18 protein-coding genes and 1 tRNA gene are annotated in these 15,326 nt (G+C 57.3%); 7 read left to right on the top strand and 12 right to left on the bottom strand.

The window, feature by feature from the left end; translation table 11 throughout:
* From MOV63_RS29435 to MOV63_RS29425, 3 genes are all read right to left on the bottom strand, one after another.
* Nucleotides 1-555 (bottom strand): histidinol dehydrogenase (locus MOV63_RS29435; RefSeq protein ID WP_247039176.1); only part of this gene is annotated, 555 nt, incomplete at its 3' end.
* 67 nt (nt 556-622) lie between these two features.
* Nucleotides 623-1,057 (bottom strand): DUF2948 family protein, encoded by a 435-nt coding sequence (locus MOV63_RS29430; protein WP_247039173.1) that lies wholly within the window; start codon nt 1,055-1,057, stop codon nt 623-625.
* A 560-nt stretch (nt 1,058-1,617) separates the two neighbouring features.
* On the bottom strand, nt 1,618-2,430 hold the full coding sequence (locus MOV63_RS29425; RefSeq protein WP_247039171.1) for a nucleotidyltransferase domain-containing protein: 813 nt from the start codon (nt 2,428-2,430) through the stop codon (nt 1,618-1,620).
* Between the two features lie 299 nt (nt 2,431-2,729).
* Here MOV63_RS29425 and MOV63_RS29420 point away from each other — a divergent pair, with 299 nt between their 5' ends.
* Nucleotides 2,730-3,629, top strand: coding sequence for an AraC family transcriptional regulator (locus MOV63_RS29420; RefSeq protein WP_247039169.1), 900 nt, complete (start codon nt 2,730-2,732; stop codon nt 3,627-3,629).
* Between the two features lie 62 nt (nt 3,630-3,691).
* Nucleotides 3,692-4,570 (top strand): NAD(P)H-binding protein, encoded by an 879-nt coding sequence (locus MOV63_RS29415; RefSeq protein ID WP_247039167.1) that lies wholly within the window; start codon nt 3,692-3,694, stop codon nt 4,568-4,570.
* Nucleotides 4,571-4,660: 90 nt separating this feature from the next.
* On the opposite strand, the gene MOV63_RS29410 is transcribed toward MOV63_RS29415, so the two are convergent.
* The 3 genes from MOV63_RS29410 to MOV63_RS29400 form a co-directional block, all read right to left on the bottom strand.
* The gene (locus tag MOV63_RS29410) at nt 4,661-5,503 is read right to left on the bottom strand and encodes an oxidoreductase (protein ID WP_247039165.1); all 843 of its coding nucleotides are present in this window, start codon (nt 5,501-5,503) and stop codon (nt 4,661-4,663) included.
* A 155-nt stretch (nt 5,504-5,658) separates the two neighbouring features.
* The gene (murA, locus tag MOV63_RS29405) at nt 5,659-6,951 is read right to left on the bottom strand and encodes a UDP-N-acetylglucosamine 1-carboxyvinyltransferase (RefSeq protein WP_041364592.1); all 1,293 of its coding nucleotides are present in this window, start codon (nt 6,949-6,951) and stop codon (nt 5,659-5,661) included.
* A 112-nt stretch (nt 6,952-7,063) separates the two neighbouring features.
* The gene (locus MOV63_RS29400) at nt 7,064-7,315 is read right to left on the bottom strand and encodes a hypothetical protein (RefSeq protein ID WP_247039164.1); all 252 of its coding nucleotides are present in this window, start codon (nt 7,313-7,315) and stop codon (nt 7,064-7,066) included.
* 152 nt (nt 7,316-7,467) lie between these two features.
* On the opposite strand from MOV63_RS29400, the gene MOV63_RS29395 reads away from it, so the two are divergent.
* From MOV63_RS29395 to MOV63_RS29385, 3 genes are all read left to right on the top strand, one after another.
* Nucleotides 7,468-7,542 (top strand) — tRNA-Thr (locus tag MOV63_RS29395).
* A 276-nt stretch (nt 7,543-7,818) separates the two neighbouring features.
* Complete coding sequence (locus MOV63_RS29390; protein ID WP_247039163.1) at nt 7,819-8,436, top strand: hypothetical protein; 618 nt, start codon at nt 7,819-7,821, stop codon at nt 8,434-8,436.
* Nucleotides 8,429-8,935 carry a hypothetical protein gene (locus tag MOV63_RS29385; RefSeq protein ID WP_247039162.1) on the top strand — a complete coding sequence of 169 codons (507 nt, stop codon included), beginning with the start codon at nt 8,429-8,431 and terminating at the stop codon, nt 8,933-8,935. The genes MOV63_RS29390 and MOV63_RS29385 overlap by 8 nt, the downstream gene beginning before the upstream one ends.
* Before the next feature lie 686 nt (nt 8,936-9,621).
* Here MOV63_RS29385 and MOV63_RS29380 read toward each other — a convergent pair.
* The 4 genes from MOV63_RS29380 to MOV63_RS29365 all read right to left on the bottom strand — a co-directional run bounded on the left by MOV63_RS29380 (nt 9,622) and on the right by MOV63_RS29365 (nt 12,329).
* Nucleotides 9,622-10,086 (bottom strand): DUF4375 domain-containing protein, encoded by a 465-nt coding sequence (locus MOV63_RS29380; protein ID WP_247039161.1) that lies wholly within the window; start codon nt 10,084-10,086, stop codon nt 9,622-9,624.
* 122 nt (nt 10,087-10,208) lie between these two features.
* Nucleotides 10,209-10,586, bottom strand: coding sequence for an Imm8 family immunity protein (locus MOV63_RS29375; RefSeq protein WP_247039160.1), 378 nt, complete (start codon nt 10,584-10,586; stop codon nt 10,209-10,211).
* A gap of 212 nt (nt 10,587-10,798) precedes the next feature.
* A complete protein-coding gene (locus MOV63_RS29370) occupies nt 10,799-11,170 on the bottom strand; it encodes a hypothetical protein (protein ID WP_247039159.1) in 372 nt (123 codons plus the stop codon).
* A gap of 130 nt (nt 11,171-11,300) precedes the next feature.
* Nucleotides 11,301-12,329, bottom strand: a complete 1,029-nt coding sequence (locus MOV63_RS29365; RefSeq protein ID WP_247039158.1) for a hypothetical protein — start codon at nt 12,327-12,329, stop codon at nt 11,301-11,303.
* Nucleotides 12,330-12,582: 253 nt separating this feature from the next.
* Between MOV63_RS29365 and MOV63_RS29360 the strand changes: the two genes are divergently transcribed.
* A complete protein-coding gene (locus tag MOV63_RS29360; RefSeq protein ID WP_152564507.1) occupies nt 12,583-12,981 on the top strand; it encodes a hypothetical protein in 399 nt (132 codons plus the stop codon).
* Nucleotides 12,982-13,592: 611 nt separating this feature from the next.
* Here MOV63_RS29360 and MOV63_RS29355 read toward each other — a convergent pair.
* Nucleotides 13,593-13,961 (bottom strand): ADP-ribosylation/crystallin J1, encoded by a 369-nt coding sequence (locus MOV63_RS29355; RefSeq protein ID WP_247039157.1) that lies wholly within the window; start codon nt 13,959-13,961, stop codon nt 13,593-13,595.
* A 134-nt stretch (nt 13,962-14,095) separates the two neighbouring features.
* Nucleotides 14,096-14,371: a hypothetical protein gene (locus tag MOV63_RS29350; RefSeq protein ID WP_247039155.1), complete on the bottom strand. Its 276-nt coding sequence runs from the start codon at nt 14,369-14,371 to the stop codon at nt 14,096-14,098.
* A gap of 234 nt (nt 14,372-14,605) precedes the next feature.
* Here MOV63_RS29350 and MOV63_RS29345 point away from each other — a divergent pair, with 234 nt between their 5' ends.
* A complete protein-coding gene (locus tag MOV63_RS29345) occupies nt 14,606-15,199 on the top strand; it encodes a hypothetical protein (RefSeq protein ID WP_247039154.1) in 594 nt (197 codons plus the stop codon).
* Nucleotides 15,200-15,326 lie beyond the last annotated feature (127 nt).

Raw genomic sequence — 15,326 nt, 5'->3', positions numbered from 1 at the left:
GTAGATCTCGGTCACGCCGGCGATGCGGGCGGCGGCCAGCACGGCGGGATTGATCGTACCGCCGTTGGCGGGCACGACGATGACCACGCGCGGCACGCCGGCGACCTTTGCCGGCACCGCATTCATCAGCACCGAGCTCGGATAGCTCGCGGTGCCGCCCGGGACATAGAGGCCGACCGCCTCGATCGCCGTCCAGCGCGACCCTAAGCCGACGCCGATCGCATCCTCGTAGATGTCGTCCTTCGGCATCTGGCGGGCATGGTGGCGCTCGATACGCTCGGCGGCGAACTCCAGGGCGTCGACGACCTTCCGGTCGGTCGCGGCAAGTGCCGCGTCGATCTCGGCCTCGGTCACCTTTATTCCGACCGTGGCGAGGTCGATACCGTCGAAACGGGCGGAATAATCGATCAGTGCCTGGTCGCCGCGGGCGCGCACATCGTCGATGATGGCGCGCACCACCACATTCACATCTTCCGAGACCTCCCGCTTGGTCGAGAGAAATGCGGAAAACTTCGCCTCAAAATCCTGCGACGCCTGATCCAACCAGATTGCCAAGCGGATATCCCTTCCAGCTCAAAAAACGATGTTATCCCGCTCAGGCCGTTCGGGCAAAGGGGCCAGATCAGGGATGACGGGGCTTCGACGCCGTTTCCCATGCGCCGCCGACATCCGCAAGAGCAACTTCGATGCATTCGACATCGAGTGCAATCGTCGATTTGCCGGAAAGCACCAGTTCGATCGTCCCTTCCGGGCCGTCGCCCTTCTGCGAAAAGGTGATCGCCAAAAGCGACAGGACCTCGTCCTTGCGGCCGCGATTGACGCCCGTCGAGCGCACCGCCTCGACCCGCTTGAAGACGATCGCCGAGCGGCGGCGTTCGAAACTTTTGCGTTTCTTCTCACCGGCATTTTCCCAGACGAAGCGGTTGGCCGCGAGCGAGAAGTTTCGTTCGGGCTGCGACCAGCGCACGTCACCCACCTTGAAGACCGCATCCTGCATATGGGCGGAAATGACACCCAGGTCGTCCGGGTCGAGGGCCAGCAGCTTCAAGTCGGTCATCGCTTCCAATATCCATTAAGAGGCGCGCGTTCACGCGAATGTTCCTGGGACTTGAGATAGGATGTGGCGAGCCAAGAAGCAACGGCGGCGAGCGAGACAGCACGCAGCTTTATCCGCAGCCGACAGATGGTGCCGGCACGGTTCAAAGACGGGAATGGGGCAGGCAGGGCATTGGGGTATTGATGTGAGGTAGGTTTCCACCTGCCCCGATCGTCTTTTGCGGTTCAGGGAGGATTTCCGAGCCCTCCCCTCGCCGCTTTTGACGACCATCACCAGAACCGGGCACTTTCGAACCTTGGTGAAGGCAGCCGGTTCGCGAAGCCGGTTCCCATCCGATGACGCGGCCATTATTGCCCGGTGTCCTCATCGCGGGGATGTCGATGGAGCGAAAAATCTGCCAAGCCCTTGACGAAGCAGGAAGGCAACCGCCATCCGGCCGCATTTTCGTCCCCGGAGTTATCGGGGGATCGCGGACGGCAGACGCGCTCCACACTGCCGACCTCTCGCCCACATGTGCCGCGAGATGCACGATCAGCGGTTTCGACCCCAAAGCGGATGCGCTATGCGACGATATCGAGGGCCGCCATATCGTTTTTCAACGGCCGGGAAAGCTGACGTTTCTCATGCAGTGCCAGCACCTGACTTCGATAGGCGCGCACCAGCGAGCGCAATGCGGCTAGAATTGCCTCACCTTCGCATGCGCAATAGGACATCGTGAGATCGGTCAGAACCGTTCTGCTGGCTCGCTTGTCGAACTTCGCCATCACAGTCGTTTCAGGGGTGCGATCATGGAGCCAATCGTCGGCCTGCATCATGTGGTGACGCAGTTCGTCCAGGAGCGTCTGCGCGTAGAACAGCTCACCACGCTTTGCCCGCCGATAGGTTTCATGAGCCGCCGCCAAGCCCTTGCTGATTGAAACATCCACGTCCTCCTCTGCGATCATGAACGTCAGATCTTCTGAGCGTTTGACGAGATCGGCGACAATCCGCCTGGGATCATGCAAAATCTTGATCGGCAGCCGGTACCACGGCGAAGGCGTCAGCTTTGTGGCATCATAATAAAATATGTCGATCTTCCCGAACGGCTGAAAATGCGACACGCAGTGCTGACTGCCCGGGAGCCATTCGTTGAAGAGAAAACCCGGCCACTGCGTCGGGATTTCCCGGCGCTTCTCCACAAAGTGCGGATGCTGCTTCGGTTCCACGACGATCCGCAGGTCGATATCGGAATAGGCGTCGGCGCCTTCAGCAGCGATCGATCCGCCGAGGAATACACCCAGAACACCCGGCTCCCTCTTGAACCAACCAACGGCCGTCGCGAGAAGGCCACTTCTCGCCTTTTCGAGATCCTCATGTGTGAACGATGTCCTCATGGAAAAAGATTATCCAAGTTCACAAAGACCGCAAAGGGCTGGCCACACGTAACGACAGGAAACATCGACGCCGCCGTCATTTGCTGCGGTGACCCCACAATCGACATCCCAGTGCTTCAGCCCTTCGCGCGCAGCATCAAGCCCTGTTCCCGGGGATGAGTCCTGACAGTCAGCCTGTCCGGCCAAATTTCCGCTTCAGGCCGACGGCAGACCCCTACTCCGCTCGAATTGGCGCGTTGTTGCGAAGGCGAATGAGGGGTAGCCTTGTTTCAAACGTTGAGATCCGAGCACATCCGACCATGACACTTTCCTCGCCGCAACCGTCACCCCGGATCCTCTTTTCCAGTGAGGGAAGAGCCTGGAATGCGCTCGATGCCGCTCTCGTGCATATCCCGGGCGGAATGTCTTCGCATGTGCGGGGGAGCGAACTGCATCGACTGGGCATGCATTTCGGTCCGCCCGTTCAGGCGGATTGCACGGTCGGCGACAGGCGGATGCGGCGTTTGCAGAAGCCCGGCGATATCGATTTCGTTCCGGCGGGCGTGGATGGATCCTGGGAGGACGATGCGGATTGCCAGATCCTGCGGCTGAGCCTTCGCCCCTGGCTTCTGGAACAGGTTGCCGAAGAGCTTGGAAGGGACACAGCAAGGATCGAATTCATCCCACGGCTCCAGCTTCGCGATGCCCGTATCGAGGCGATCGGCTGGGCCATCAAGGCGGATCTCGAGGCGGAAATGCCGTCCGATCCGCTCTACATCGATCTTCTGGCGAACGCGCTGGCCGTCCGACTGATCGAAACCACGACTGACGGCAGTCCATACCCAGCAGCCTCCCGCGCGCTGAGAATGTCCGCGCGCCAGCTCAGAATGCTGACCGACTTCATCGAGACGAACCTCGACCAGAAACTTCATCTCGCCGATCTGGCTGTCGTCGCGGGCGTCAGCGTCACACGGCTCAAGACGCTGTTTCGCCACAGCACCGGAACGCCCGTGCATCAATATGTCATGCGCCGCCGCATCGAATACGCAAGGGCCCTGATCGCCACGACGAGGATGCCGGCCAGCGAGATCGCCCTGGCCGCCGGTTTCGCTCACCAGAGCCACATGGCCTCGACGATGCAGCGTATCCTCGGTCAGGCTCCGAGCGAGATCGCCCGTCCGGCACCCGAAATCCGCCCGAAACTGCAAAGATCCGTCTGAATCTGCGCGATGTGGCCCGCCCTATTCCTTAGCTCTATACCTCGCAACTCAAGGAATTGGACATGCTTGCAATCGTCGGAGCGGCCGGAAAGGTCGGTTATTCAACATCATTGGCATTGCGCAAGGCGGGCGTGCCCGTCAGGGCGATCCTGCGCGATCCGGCAAAGGCGGAACAGCTGAGCAAGATCGGCTGCGAGATCGCAATCGCCGACCTTCTGGATGCCGAAGCCCTCGCCAGATCGATCGCCGACGCGGATGCCGTGCAGATCATCCTTCCGGTGTCGCCACAGGCGAAGGACACCGCCGACGAGATGCTGCGGGCGATAGAAAGCCTTGCCGGAGCGCTCGAACAGGCGCGCGCCAAGCGGGTGCTGGCGATTTCCGACTACGGCGCTCACGTCGCCGACGACATCGGGATGCCCAGCATGTTCCGTATATTCGAGGACAGGCTCGGCCGGCTCGATAGCCACACGTTGCTGCTGCGATCGGCGGAGCATATGGAAGGATGGGGGCGCGTCATCCCGACCGCCATCGCATCCGGTATCCTGCCGACCTTTCACGACCCGGTCGACAGAAGGTTTCCCACGATTTCGGCTCCGGACCTCGGCCCGATTGCCGCCGGCCTGCTGTTGCAGCCTGCCACCGGCAAAGGTCTCGAGGTGATCCATGCCGAAGGACCAGGCAGATACAGTGCCAGCGACGTTGCAGAGGCGCTGGGCCAGCTGGTGGGTCGGATCATTTCCGCACAAACGGTGCCCCGTCCGCAATGGAGGGAACGCTTCGAGCGGATCATGAGCGCGAGCGCTGCCGGACTGCTGATCAAGGTCTATGACGCCCATAACAAGGGCGGCCTGATCGATATCGAACCGGGCGCCAGCAAAATTCGTTACGGCACGACCGGACTGATCGACGCTTTGCGGCCGCTGCTTCCGCCGCAGTGAAGGCCGACCAGAGCGGCTGCAGGACGGTTCACCATTCGCCCGGGAGCGAATGACCGCCCTCGCCAGCCGGCTGGCCCCACCGCGCCATCCTCAGCTGGGAAAATCGGCGGAAAGGCTGATGTCCTCCCAGAGTTCGATCTGGGCCAGGCGCTCCTTCAGCTTCTGGGTGACGGCATTATAGGCGATGGCGCCCAAAACCAGGTGGCGGGGCGCCTGATCCGCTTCGGTCGCGGCGATCATCGCCTCGCCGGCGCGCACCGGATCGCCCGGCTGGCGGCCGCTATAGCCGGCTGTCGCGCCCATGCGGGCGGCCGCCGTCTCGGAATAATCGGCGATCGTGCTCGGCGTCTGCTTCAGGGATCGGCCGGCCCAGTCGGTGCGGAACGGACCGGGCTCAACGCAGGTGACCTTGATGCCAAGCGGCGCGCCTTCATGGGCGAGCGCATCGGAAAAACCTTCGACCGCATGTTTGCTCGCCGCATAATAGCCGGAACTCGGAAGGCCCATGAAGCCGGCCATCGAGGTGATGTTGAGGATATGGCCCTTGCGCTTCGCGCGCATGCCCGGCAGCACGGCGCGGGTCATCGCGAACAGGCCGAAGACATTGGCGTCGAACATGGCGCGGATCTCGTCCTCCTCGCCCTCCTCGATCGAGGCCTGGTAACCGTAGCCGGCGTTGTTGACCAGCACGTCTATGCGTCCGAACTTCCGCTCAGCAGCCGAAACCGCATCAGAAACCTGCTTCATGTCCGTCACGTCGAGATCGAGCGCCAAAACATGGTCCCTGCCCTCGGCCAGATCGGCGACGCGATCCTTGCCGCGGGCGGTGACGACGGTCGGCCAGCCGCGATCGATCGTCAGTTTGGCAAGTTCGCGGCCGAAGCCGGTGGAACAGCCGGTGATGAACCAGACGGGGGCTTGAAGATCGGTCATGGGGAAATCTCCGTGGGGTGCCGGATCAAACAATATGAGGCGGGATTAAAGAGGGGCGTATGCAAGAGATAGACATGCAAAAAAGGACGGCAAGGGCAATGCCCAACCGTCCTTCATAAATCTCAGCCTTTATAAATATCAGCCTTTCGGATCGATCAGTCGCTGACGCGCTCGACCACTGCACCGCAGCGGGTGAGCTTTTCTTCCAGCCGTTCGAAACCGCGGTCGAGGTGATAGACGCGGCTGACCATGGTTTCCCCTTCGGCGGCAAGGCCGGCGATCACCAGCGAGACGGAAGCGCGCAGGTCGGTCGCCATCACCGGAGCGCCCTTCAGCCGCGTCACGCCTTCAACCCGCGCCTTCTGGCCGGACAGCGAAATCCTGGCGCCGAGGCGGGCAAGCTCCTGTACGTGCATGAAGCGGTTTTCGAAAATCGTTTCGGTAATGTTCGAAACGCCTGAAGACCGGGTCATCAGCGCCATGAACTGTGCCTGCAGGTCGGTCGGGAAGCCCGGGAACGGCTCGGTGGTGATATCGACGGGCTGGATGCCATTGCCGTTGCGCACCACGCGCAGGCCGGTCTCGGTTTCGGTGATATGGGCACCGGCCAGACGCAGCGTGTCGAGCGCGTTGTCGAGCAGCGATGCTTCCGTGCCCTCGAGCACGACGTCGCCGCCGGCCATCGCCACAGCCATGGCATAGGTACCGGTCTCGATGCGATCTGGCAGGACCCGGTGGCGGGCGCCGGAAAGCGACGTGACACCCTCGATGGTGATCGTCCGGGTGCCGGCGCCGGAAATCCTGGCGCCCATGGCGGTCAGGCATTTTGCGAGATCGACGACCTCCGGCTCACGGGCGGCATTTTCGATCACCGTCGTGCCGCGCGCAAGCGTCGCCGCCATCATCATCACGTGGGTCGCGCCGACCGACACTTTCGGGAAGACGTAAGTGGCGCCGATCAGGCCGCCCTTGGGGGCCGTGGCGTTCACATAACCGCCGTCCACCTCCAGGGTGGCGCCGAGCGTCTGAAGACCTTCGAGGAAGAGATCGACCGGACGGGTGCCGATCGCGCAGCCGCCCGGCAGCGAAACACGCGCCTGGCCTTCGCGGGCAAGCAGCGGCCCGATGACCCAGAAGCTCGCCCGCATCTTGGAGACCAGCTCATAAGGAGCGGTCGTATCGACGATGGTGCGGCAGGTGAAATTGATGGTGCGCGAATAGCTCTCTTCCTGGCGTTCGCGGCGGCCGTTGACGGCGACGTCGACCCCATGATTGCCGAGAATGCGCAGCAGTTGTTCCACATCGGCCAGATGCGGCACGTTTTCGAGCGTCAGCGTGTCGCTCGTCAGAAGGGAGGCGATCATCAGCGGCAGAGCGGCATTTTTCGCTCCCGAGATCGGAATGGTGCCCTTGAGTTCGTTGCCGCCTACAATTCTGATGCGATCCATAAGTTGTAACTCTTCCTTCTGAGAGCGCGAAAGGAGGCGTCCTTAAACGAAATCCGCCGCTGCTTCAATGATTGCTAAAATGGCTGCCCGAATAACCCGTCAGGCGCATAAGCTACGATGATTCGTCCGTTTTTGCGGCAGGCAGTCCCGGTTCTGCGGCGGGAAGTCCCTGGGTCAGATCCTCCTCGCCGGCCCGGCGGGCCCGCGCCTGGGTCTTGCGGCGCATCAGATTCTCGCGAAGCTTGGCCGCAGCCTTCGCCTTGCGCTGCGCTTCGCGGGCTTCCATCGCCCTGCGGTGCCGGTCGCCGCGGCCTTCGCCGGTATCCCCACCTTCGGAATCGTGCCGTTCGTCATCATTCGCCATGGCCCTCCATACCGAAAAAGCGGGATTCTTGAAAGCGGAAGCGACGTTTTCCCCACCCGTTGGCAAAGAACTTGGAATTTGCGGCTTGCGCTGCCGGTGAACCTATGGCAATAGGCCGCTGCCGACGACGCGGGTCTTTCGCGCCGGCTGACGCTGCTATAGCTCAGGGGTAGAGCACTCCCTTGGTAAGGGAGAGGCCGAGAGTTCAAATCTCTCTAGCAGCACCATTTTTCCATCCCAATAGAACCTCCAGCGTCAATAGTTCGCACGGCTCTGAACTCATGTCCGAATTTGCCAACGTTCAGACGAAGGTTGTGCCTGGAACTCCGGCGACCGAGAAATTATCGGCATGTGAACGTGAATTCACAGTCGAGGATACGTTAAGCCGGTCGATCTATAGCTGACGTAAGCATGGCCGGTTAGGACGATTGTTGCTAAAGGGGAAAAGCCGCCACAACACGTGCCTGAGTTTGATGCACCCGCCCCTGCGTTACGACGACTTCTTGATCAAGGCTATGAAACCTTCGCTCACTATCGCAAGCCAACGGCTCTTGAAACCTCGCCGCTACGACCCGGAGAAGCTACTGAAGCGACTGACGTCCAAGCCATTGAGGCTTCTGGAAGTTGAGGACGTACAGGAATACTCTGCGGCTGCCCTGACGACGGTAGGGTCTGTTGACGATTATAACCATTTCCTTCCACGCCTGCTGGACCTTTCAGTGGACTCTGCTGTCGTTGAGCCTGAAGTCATCGCTCTGAAGCTAAAGGCGGCAGACTGGCTTGCCTGGCCGCAGAACCAGAAGCATGTCGTCGAACAAATCTTTGCAGAAGCGTGTGTACATGCGTTCAGGCAACACCCGGACAAATACTTTCCGAATAAGTGGCTTATCGGCCTTGCGATACCGAACGTTGACCTCAATAAACTCCTCATCGAGATTGAAACGTCAAACAACGACTTCTGCGCCCTACAACTTGCGCACCTGATACTTTCCGAACTCCCGTTCGCGAGCGACGCTTTTGAGCGAGGTTACTGGATGGAAGCGCCCGACAGCCAGCTCGGACTAAAGCTATCGTTCATACTATGCGGCGGAATATATCGGTGTGGGCAAAGACATGGATAGAGACAAAAACGAAATCTCTGACACAATCGGCATTAGCTTTACGCAAGACCGGCACGGCTGGAGTGACCTTCTCGTCATCCAAGGCGGAACATCCTTCAGTCTTCAGATCAGCGACGTGTTCAGCGACGGCCCGCTGGGACTTCTCAGGCTTTGTGACGCCATCCTGACCAATCGAGCAGAAAGCGTCGATTTCCTAGATGAGCCTGGTGGGCACCGCTTGGCCATTTATCCCGACCCGGAGCAGCAGCATATCATGACGCTAGAAATCGGCGTACTTGCAAGCCCGGACAAAACAGAGGCGATACCGACGTCCTCGACGCGCTCAAAACGCAAACAGTTGCTGATATTGCTGATGACGGAACTCTGGAAACTGCATCATTTTCACGCGGAGCCGTCGTTTCAACGTGGCAGGTCAGGATTTGCTCATGCCGAGTTGCTGTTGGAGCTTAACCGCACGTGGGATGCTGATCAACGCATCGGGCCGTCGATCTTGAAGTAGTTCAATGAACGCTGAACCGTCTCGCTTCTCGACGGCTATGGCGCGCAAAGCAGCTTTAGCTTCTTTGGATATCTAGACGCTGACAAGGCGCTACCGCTAAGCTGGCTAAAAGACCCCCGAGCTATCGACCAATCGGTGTCAATGAATTCCAGCGTTTCGTCGCGAAAGTAGAATAGGAAAAGGCGGGCTCCTTCAGGGTCCACGTTCATGACCTCCCAGTCGACGCAGCCTCCTAGCTTTTCTTTCCCAACGACCTCATAGAATTCTCCCCATTTTGGTGTTTGTTTGGCGTATCTACCTTTGCCAGAGAACCATGCATGATCGTTTGTCGCATCCCAATTCCATCGGCTACAGTTCGTGAAGCGAATTGTTGCTGCCTCTCTGGAAGACGATTTCTGTCGCCCGGGATTCAGCAAGAACCGTAATTCGGCAGTCCTGCCGCTAAACTTGACGTCCAGTGAAGGGGCATTAGGCGCTGCCTCCAAATCTTCATTAAGCTGAATGAAACCGAGTTTATTCATTGTGGTCCTGATTGAGAATGCCTTTCGATAGTGCCAGGGTATAGGAAGCGCGGAAACCCGCCAGCTCATTTCGGTCCATGATGCAGTTGCCCTGGCTGCCTCGACCGAAGGATTACGGCTATCGGCCTAAAATCGCCCGGGAGCTATCACGGGCGCTCGCCAGAGTTACTTTAGTAGGTGGCTTCTCTTCGCATACGCTTCACGAGCCAGGATGTACTCGCTGCTCCAGATGTCGATGGCGTCGGACGCCCGGTCGAAGTTGATCTGGAGCTGTGGGTCGTTGTCGATCCGATTCATCCGTTCAAGATGACTGCGAGGAAACGGCGCTCCGAAGGCATCGATAATCCCTCCCATGATGTCCGCGTATTCGGGCAACAGCATTTCCTGCAGCGCATCACGAACAGTCGGAGCCAAAGCACCGGACGAATTGTCAAAAAATTGCCGCACGCCGCCGTTCCCGACCTCTCCGTCGAAGATCACTGTGGCGTAAAGATACACGTGAGGCCGACCAAACTTAACCACCGTCTGTGGGATAAGCTGGTCTTCGATGGAGATGCCTTGTTCAGCTTGCTCTATTGCCTGGCCTAGAAGCCAGTCATCAAGTGAACCAAGATCATCGTAGTTCGTCATCATCTCGATCCGAAAACGGGGAAAACTAAGTCCCTACTAGCAAGGCCACCCGCTTCCAAGTCGGCTCATCAGCATATGGGAGATAGCGGCCCTAGCCCATCATTGAAGTTGGCTGCAGCTCGTCACTTTTTGCTCTTTTTCCTGTTAGGCGTGTCCCATTCCCAGAGAAACCTTGACCGGAGCGCATAAAGGCATTCTTCCCACGTCTCGCGCTCGCAAGCTGCGACGGCCGTAACCAAATAGCTTTTCATGGTCTGGAATGAGTAAGAATGAATGCGTAAGTTCTTCAGCTCTTTAGGGCTGGTTGACACGTTGTTGGGCGTTGCCACCCTAATGGAAAACGTCTCCGCCCAATCTACATCCTTCGGTCCGATGTCGAGTTGCAGCCAGATATCAGCGTCATCTGGTGAGGCCGTCTCGAACCCCTCATCTGCCTCCATATCGATACAAAACACTTCTCCGGAAGAAAGAGCCGTGACTGCGCCAATTTTCAGTTCCATCGCATCATTAGCCAGTTGATTTTCGGTTAGATCAGCCTCGTTCCAGCCTTGAGTTATGGCGTTGGCATTCGACTGTGTCGTTGATCAGAGCTTAAAGACTTTTGTGGCCTACGCAATGACCGCAGATGGCGCGAAGTTGCCACCAGCGTTAGTGACTCGGGTGCTGCCCGGTTCGGCCGGGAGCTAGATACCTTGACGTTCCAATGATCCCGTTAGAACTCTTCAACCTTGAAGGGGGCATCAGCATCGAAGTCGTTGCCGAAGAAGTTAACTCGGATGAACTTGCCGCGAACGAACCCCTTAGTACGAGCTACCTCTACGAAGTAGTCAGCACCACCGTGCCTATGTGTCGCAAGAGGGATTCCCATGTCTCGTAGGCGTTCAACCATGGAAAAGACGTCTGTCTCATCAGGACTGCGAAATAGATAAACGCGTTCATGATTTTTTGACGCCTGAAAACCGAGATTCAGAAACGGCGTCACATCGTCTTCGACCGCTACCTCCAGCCCCACCCGTCCAGACTCTGCGATAGTGACCATAGTAGGTTTCGACATTGTCAAGTTCCCCCTGAGGGTGAGCTTCATGCCCTCGCTTTTGTACCAGTGTGTTCGTCACGGCGGCACCGCCCGCCTTTGTGACCCGGGTGCTGATCCGCTTCCGGCCCAACGCGGACTTCGATACTGCCATATCAAACCTGATGAGAAGTGCGGCAGATCAAGCCCAGAGGTCGCCCTTCTCGTTGAGATTTCGCGCAGCAAGCTGAGCTGCTGCGTCCTCGTTCCATTTGTTTTTGCCGGAAAAAAGCCTGACGGATCGTGTAGCTGAAGGCCACTCTCGATCACGAAGGCCGTCAAGATCGAGCGCTACGCGAAACGCTGAGAATTCCCGAAGGTGATCCTGCTTATCCAGTCCAGGTAACTCTGCCAGGTTTTTGCAATTAATCAGCGCAAGCCGCTTGAGGCTCGCTCCGTTCAAGTCCACCTGCTTTAGCTGAATCTGGTCTTCAATGCGAAGCGATGATAGTGCGGGTAACCGGGACAGATCACCCATCGTTGCCAAGCCCTGCACGCGGATAATGTGCAAAATTTCAAGCGATTTGCTCGACAGGTCGTCAATATCGGCACGGCCTCCTAAGATCAACTTCAGGTCCTTCAGCGTCGATATGCCTTTCACAAAATTCAGCGCATGTTTCTTGGCATAACCACTTAACGTCAACGTCCGCAACCGAGGCACGCCTTCCAACCCGTCGATACCCTTTGAGTGGCCTTGGATAAAAAGGCTGTCCAGTAACTCGCAGTCGGCCAAAGGTGAAAGATCAAAGTTCCGCTTGCGGTTTTCACCGAGCGAAAGCTGTGCCAAGCGGCGAAGTTCTATCGTTCTCAGAAAGTCGGGGCGGTCCAGCTCGAAGACCCCGAAGTCTAGAAACCTCAGATTTGGGAGCCGTCCGATCTCCTCCTCATTGTCAATTGCAGTCAGACAATCGACTGCGAGGTTACGTGTTTCAGGCAGATGACGGAGAGTCATTGCATCGAAACGCCCGCCGTAATGCCCAAAAAATCGCACTTGAAGGCGATCTTTGACTAGCCCGCAGGCTTCGTTCAGCGACGCCAAAATCGCGGGCGTATAGGCTTCTGGCCTGCTGAACTGAACAATCAATCGTCCACGCGTCTCGCATTCCTTGGCAATCTCAATAGGGGAAAGGATTTTCGGGTCGTGTAATCGCCCGCTATCTATTTTCAGCATGCTTCAACCATTTCATTGACGATGGCTTGGAATACTACCGATTTCAAGAATGACGGCAATTGACGAGATAGCTGCCGCGCCTAAGCCTCCGCCACTCCTCCCACCGCGTCGCCTCCATCAGGCGGCACGATAATAGCACATCTGGTCGCTACTCGGCCTATTGCGGTCTTCATGCACAGCATCTACCAATGCGGCTTCGGACGAAGGCGATGTTTGGACATAGGTAAGCGACGCGTTGATCAGGTTTGAAGCAATGGAATTCGATCTCGGAGCAAGAGCGACGTCGGCCGACCTTGACCGCATTGAGATGACGCACCGTCCTGACCTAGCTGCGAACGAACTGCGGGCGTATTTTTCGGTAAGTGGGCAGGGTAAGTATCTGAGAGTGTACTTCCCTCACGTAGACATCTTCCGGGTCATCGATGACATGCATCAGCCGCTGGAAGAGCATGGGATGGAAAAGGTGGGACACGTCCCTGAACATTTTGCTTACAGAGTTGAAGGAAGCCCTTTCTGGGCTGCGCAACGCGAACTCTTCGAGATATCGCTACCTGGATCGACCCACTACCTTTTTGTCACCGGAGGCAACTGCCTCGATGTGATTTCGAGAAACAAACCTCGCTTCTCGTGGGTCGCTTCCAACTCCGACTAAGGCATCACCAAGCTTTACTGAGCTGGCGGTAGTCGATCCGGAGAACGTTAGCCTTTCGGGTTACTCCTCCGATTGATAACGTGAAGCTCTATGACACGGGGAGGCTTGGTCGATGAATTATTCGGACGTGGTTGGAGGGGATGAGCTTTTGCGATGGTTCGGCGAGGTTCCGACGTTCCACGACAGCGAAATCCTCAGTCTATCCCTCCGTAGAACCGGGTCCAGCGATTGAAGGTGCATGGCTGGATCATGACCGGCGAGGTCGATCCAGACGGATATTTCGTGCTGGACAAGCACGCAGTCGTAACCTTTTTCCTTGAAGGCGTCATGGACCTTCAGCTTAACGGCTTTAGCGGCCAGAATGTGATTGCGGGCCTCGTCCTCCAACGCGCAACCGACCGAGGTCAAGCTATTACAGCCTGCCGGAAGATCGGACCGACATCGAAATCGAGTTGGTACCTTGTTATGGGTTGGACGGGTTCATCAGAGCGAAGAAGGTGGCGATCTCGTTCGTCCCGGGACGCCCTGCGGATAGATGATGGGACTGTAGCTTCCGTTCGGCTCCTATTGGTGTGAAGCGGAAGACGCGTCTCGGCCGAGGCGGACTTTGGTCAGTGGTGCTCGACAACATTTTGGTCTTGTTCGAACGCCTTGGTCACAACGATCTCTCCCACAATGGCTGCGTTGAAATTTTCAAGGTCGTCGGCCGGTATCCAGTATTCCCTCAGCGCCTGGCCGCCTGCATCTTGCGGAGCGTAGGCAGCCAGAAACGTGCTCAGAACTTCGAAGCGTGTGACATACCCAGCACCGTCCCGGTTGACATTCCAATCCCTCGCGATCCGAATGGCATAATCTTGAGAAAGCACGGGATAGAAAATAGGTTGGTCAGGCAGTCGAGGTGGAAACGTCCTCATGCCGCTCTGCTTTATCAATTCCAGTTCAATCGGCCCTACAGGTCGCCAAAGGGTCACAGTCTCCATCTCAATCTCCGCAGAAAGCATTTGCCGTAGTAGCTCCACACGAGAAGTAAGGCGCTCCGAAAGTCCGTCTCTGGCGCTTCTGTACTACGAGGCCTTTCGGCCAAAGCGGCCATTTGATATGGGGAGACGCCAGTTTATTTCCTAAACCATTGCTCGATCACCGAACCAGTCTGCATATCTATCTGATGCCGCCATCCGCTAAAGGTTGTTGCAAAAAGGTTTCCATCAGCTTCATCAATAGCAACGTATTGCTCTATCCCGTTGCCTTTGTTGGCGCACCACAGAATATTGTCGCTGCCATCAATGGCCCAGAGGGACGCGGTGCGAGGAGAGCTACCCGATGTCTCAAACAGCAGGATTTTAACGTCACATATGTGCAAGGTTTGGGAGACCGGCTGCCGTGGAAGCATCTGATTTTCGTTACGCCCTCTCGAACTCTCAGATGCTCCTTCGTTCTAACGGCGCCGTCAAGGTTGAGGAGATAATTCGCGGCAAGTGTGGAAATGACATGACCGCTGTTGGCGGGCAGCCGGACCGGACCGGAAATTGCGCCATACAACATTGCAGGTCGGGTTAAGATGGGTCGATCTTCGTTGTTTCTCCTGTTAAGCCAACCACAACACCTATTTCTCCAGGAGCAACATATGCCTTATTTGACACGAATTCTTAGCCAAAGCCCGAGAACTATTCCTGCGACTACGTTAGCCGAAACAATCACTCCATTTGATGCGAAGCTCGATGGTGACATCGATGCTAATCTGTGGACAGCTCTTGAGGTGGTGAACTCTCAGTCGGAACCTGTCGTGCGGGTCCTCAAAAGTGGAGCTGCATTGGGGGAGTCGGGTCGAGATGAAATCGACGAGTTTTTGGCCGAGATTACAAGCTGCTCGCCCGCATCGGCTTCGAGGTGGCTAAAGGAATATCTTCGCAAGGTTCAGACGGTCTACGCATTCGAAATCTATGCCGAAACAACGAATGATTGGGAAATACTCAACGCTGTGCGAGACCGGATATTTGGGATGGTTGGCGGTATCATTCAGGCCGATGGAGAGGGATTCACGAACGAGGATGGATATCATATCCTCTGGCAGTTCTCCAACAAAGTCTCAGGCGAATGGTGGATGTCAGTATTGCAAGGGGGTGAGTGGAAGAAGTTCAAAATGGATTTAGCCGATGAAGCTCACCGCCAAGCTTTCAGGGCTGGAGAGGTGCCGCCCGGCGTTGATATAATTAACTGAGTGAGATCAGATTTTAAGCCTAGTTGTTTGATCCCGGCATTTGATGGTGCATCATTTTCCTTGGCATGGAGGGAAGCACTATGGGCCAGGTTTTACATGGGAGCGCCACGACGACAGAGGCAGTCCG

The organism is Neorhizobium sp. SHOUNA12A, from assembly GCF_023006505.1.
Classification (GTDB): domain Bacteria; phylum Pseudomonadota; class Alphaproteobacteria; order Rhizobiales; family Rhizobiaceae; genus Neorhizobium.
The sequence above is the reverse complement of the archived record's forward strand: the minus strand, read 5'-3'. Positions and strand labels throughout refer to the sequence as shown.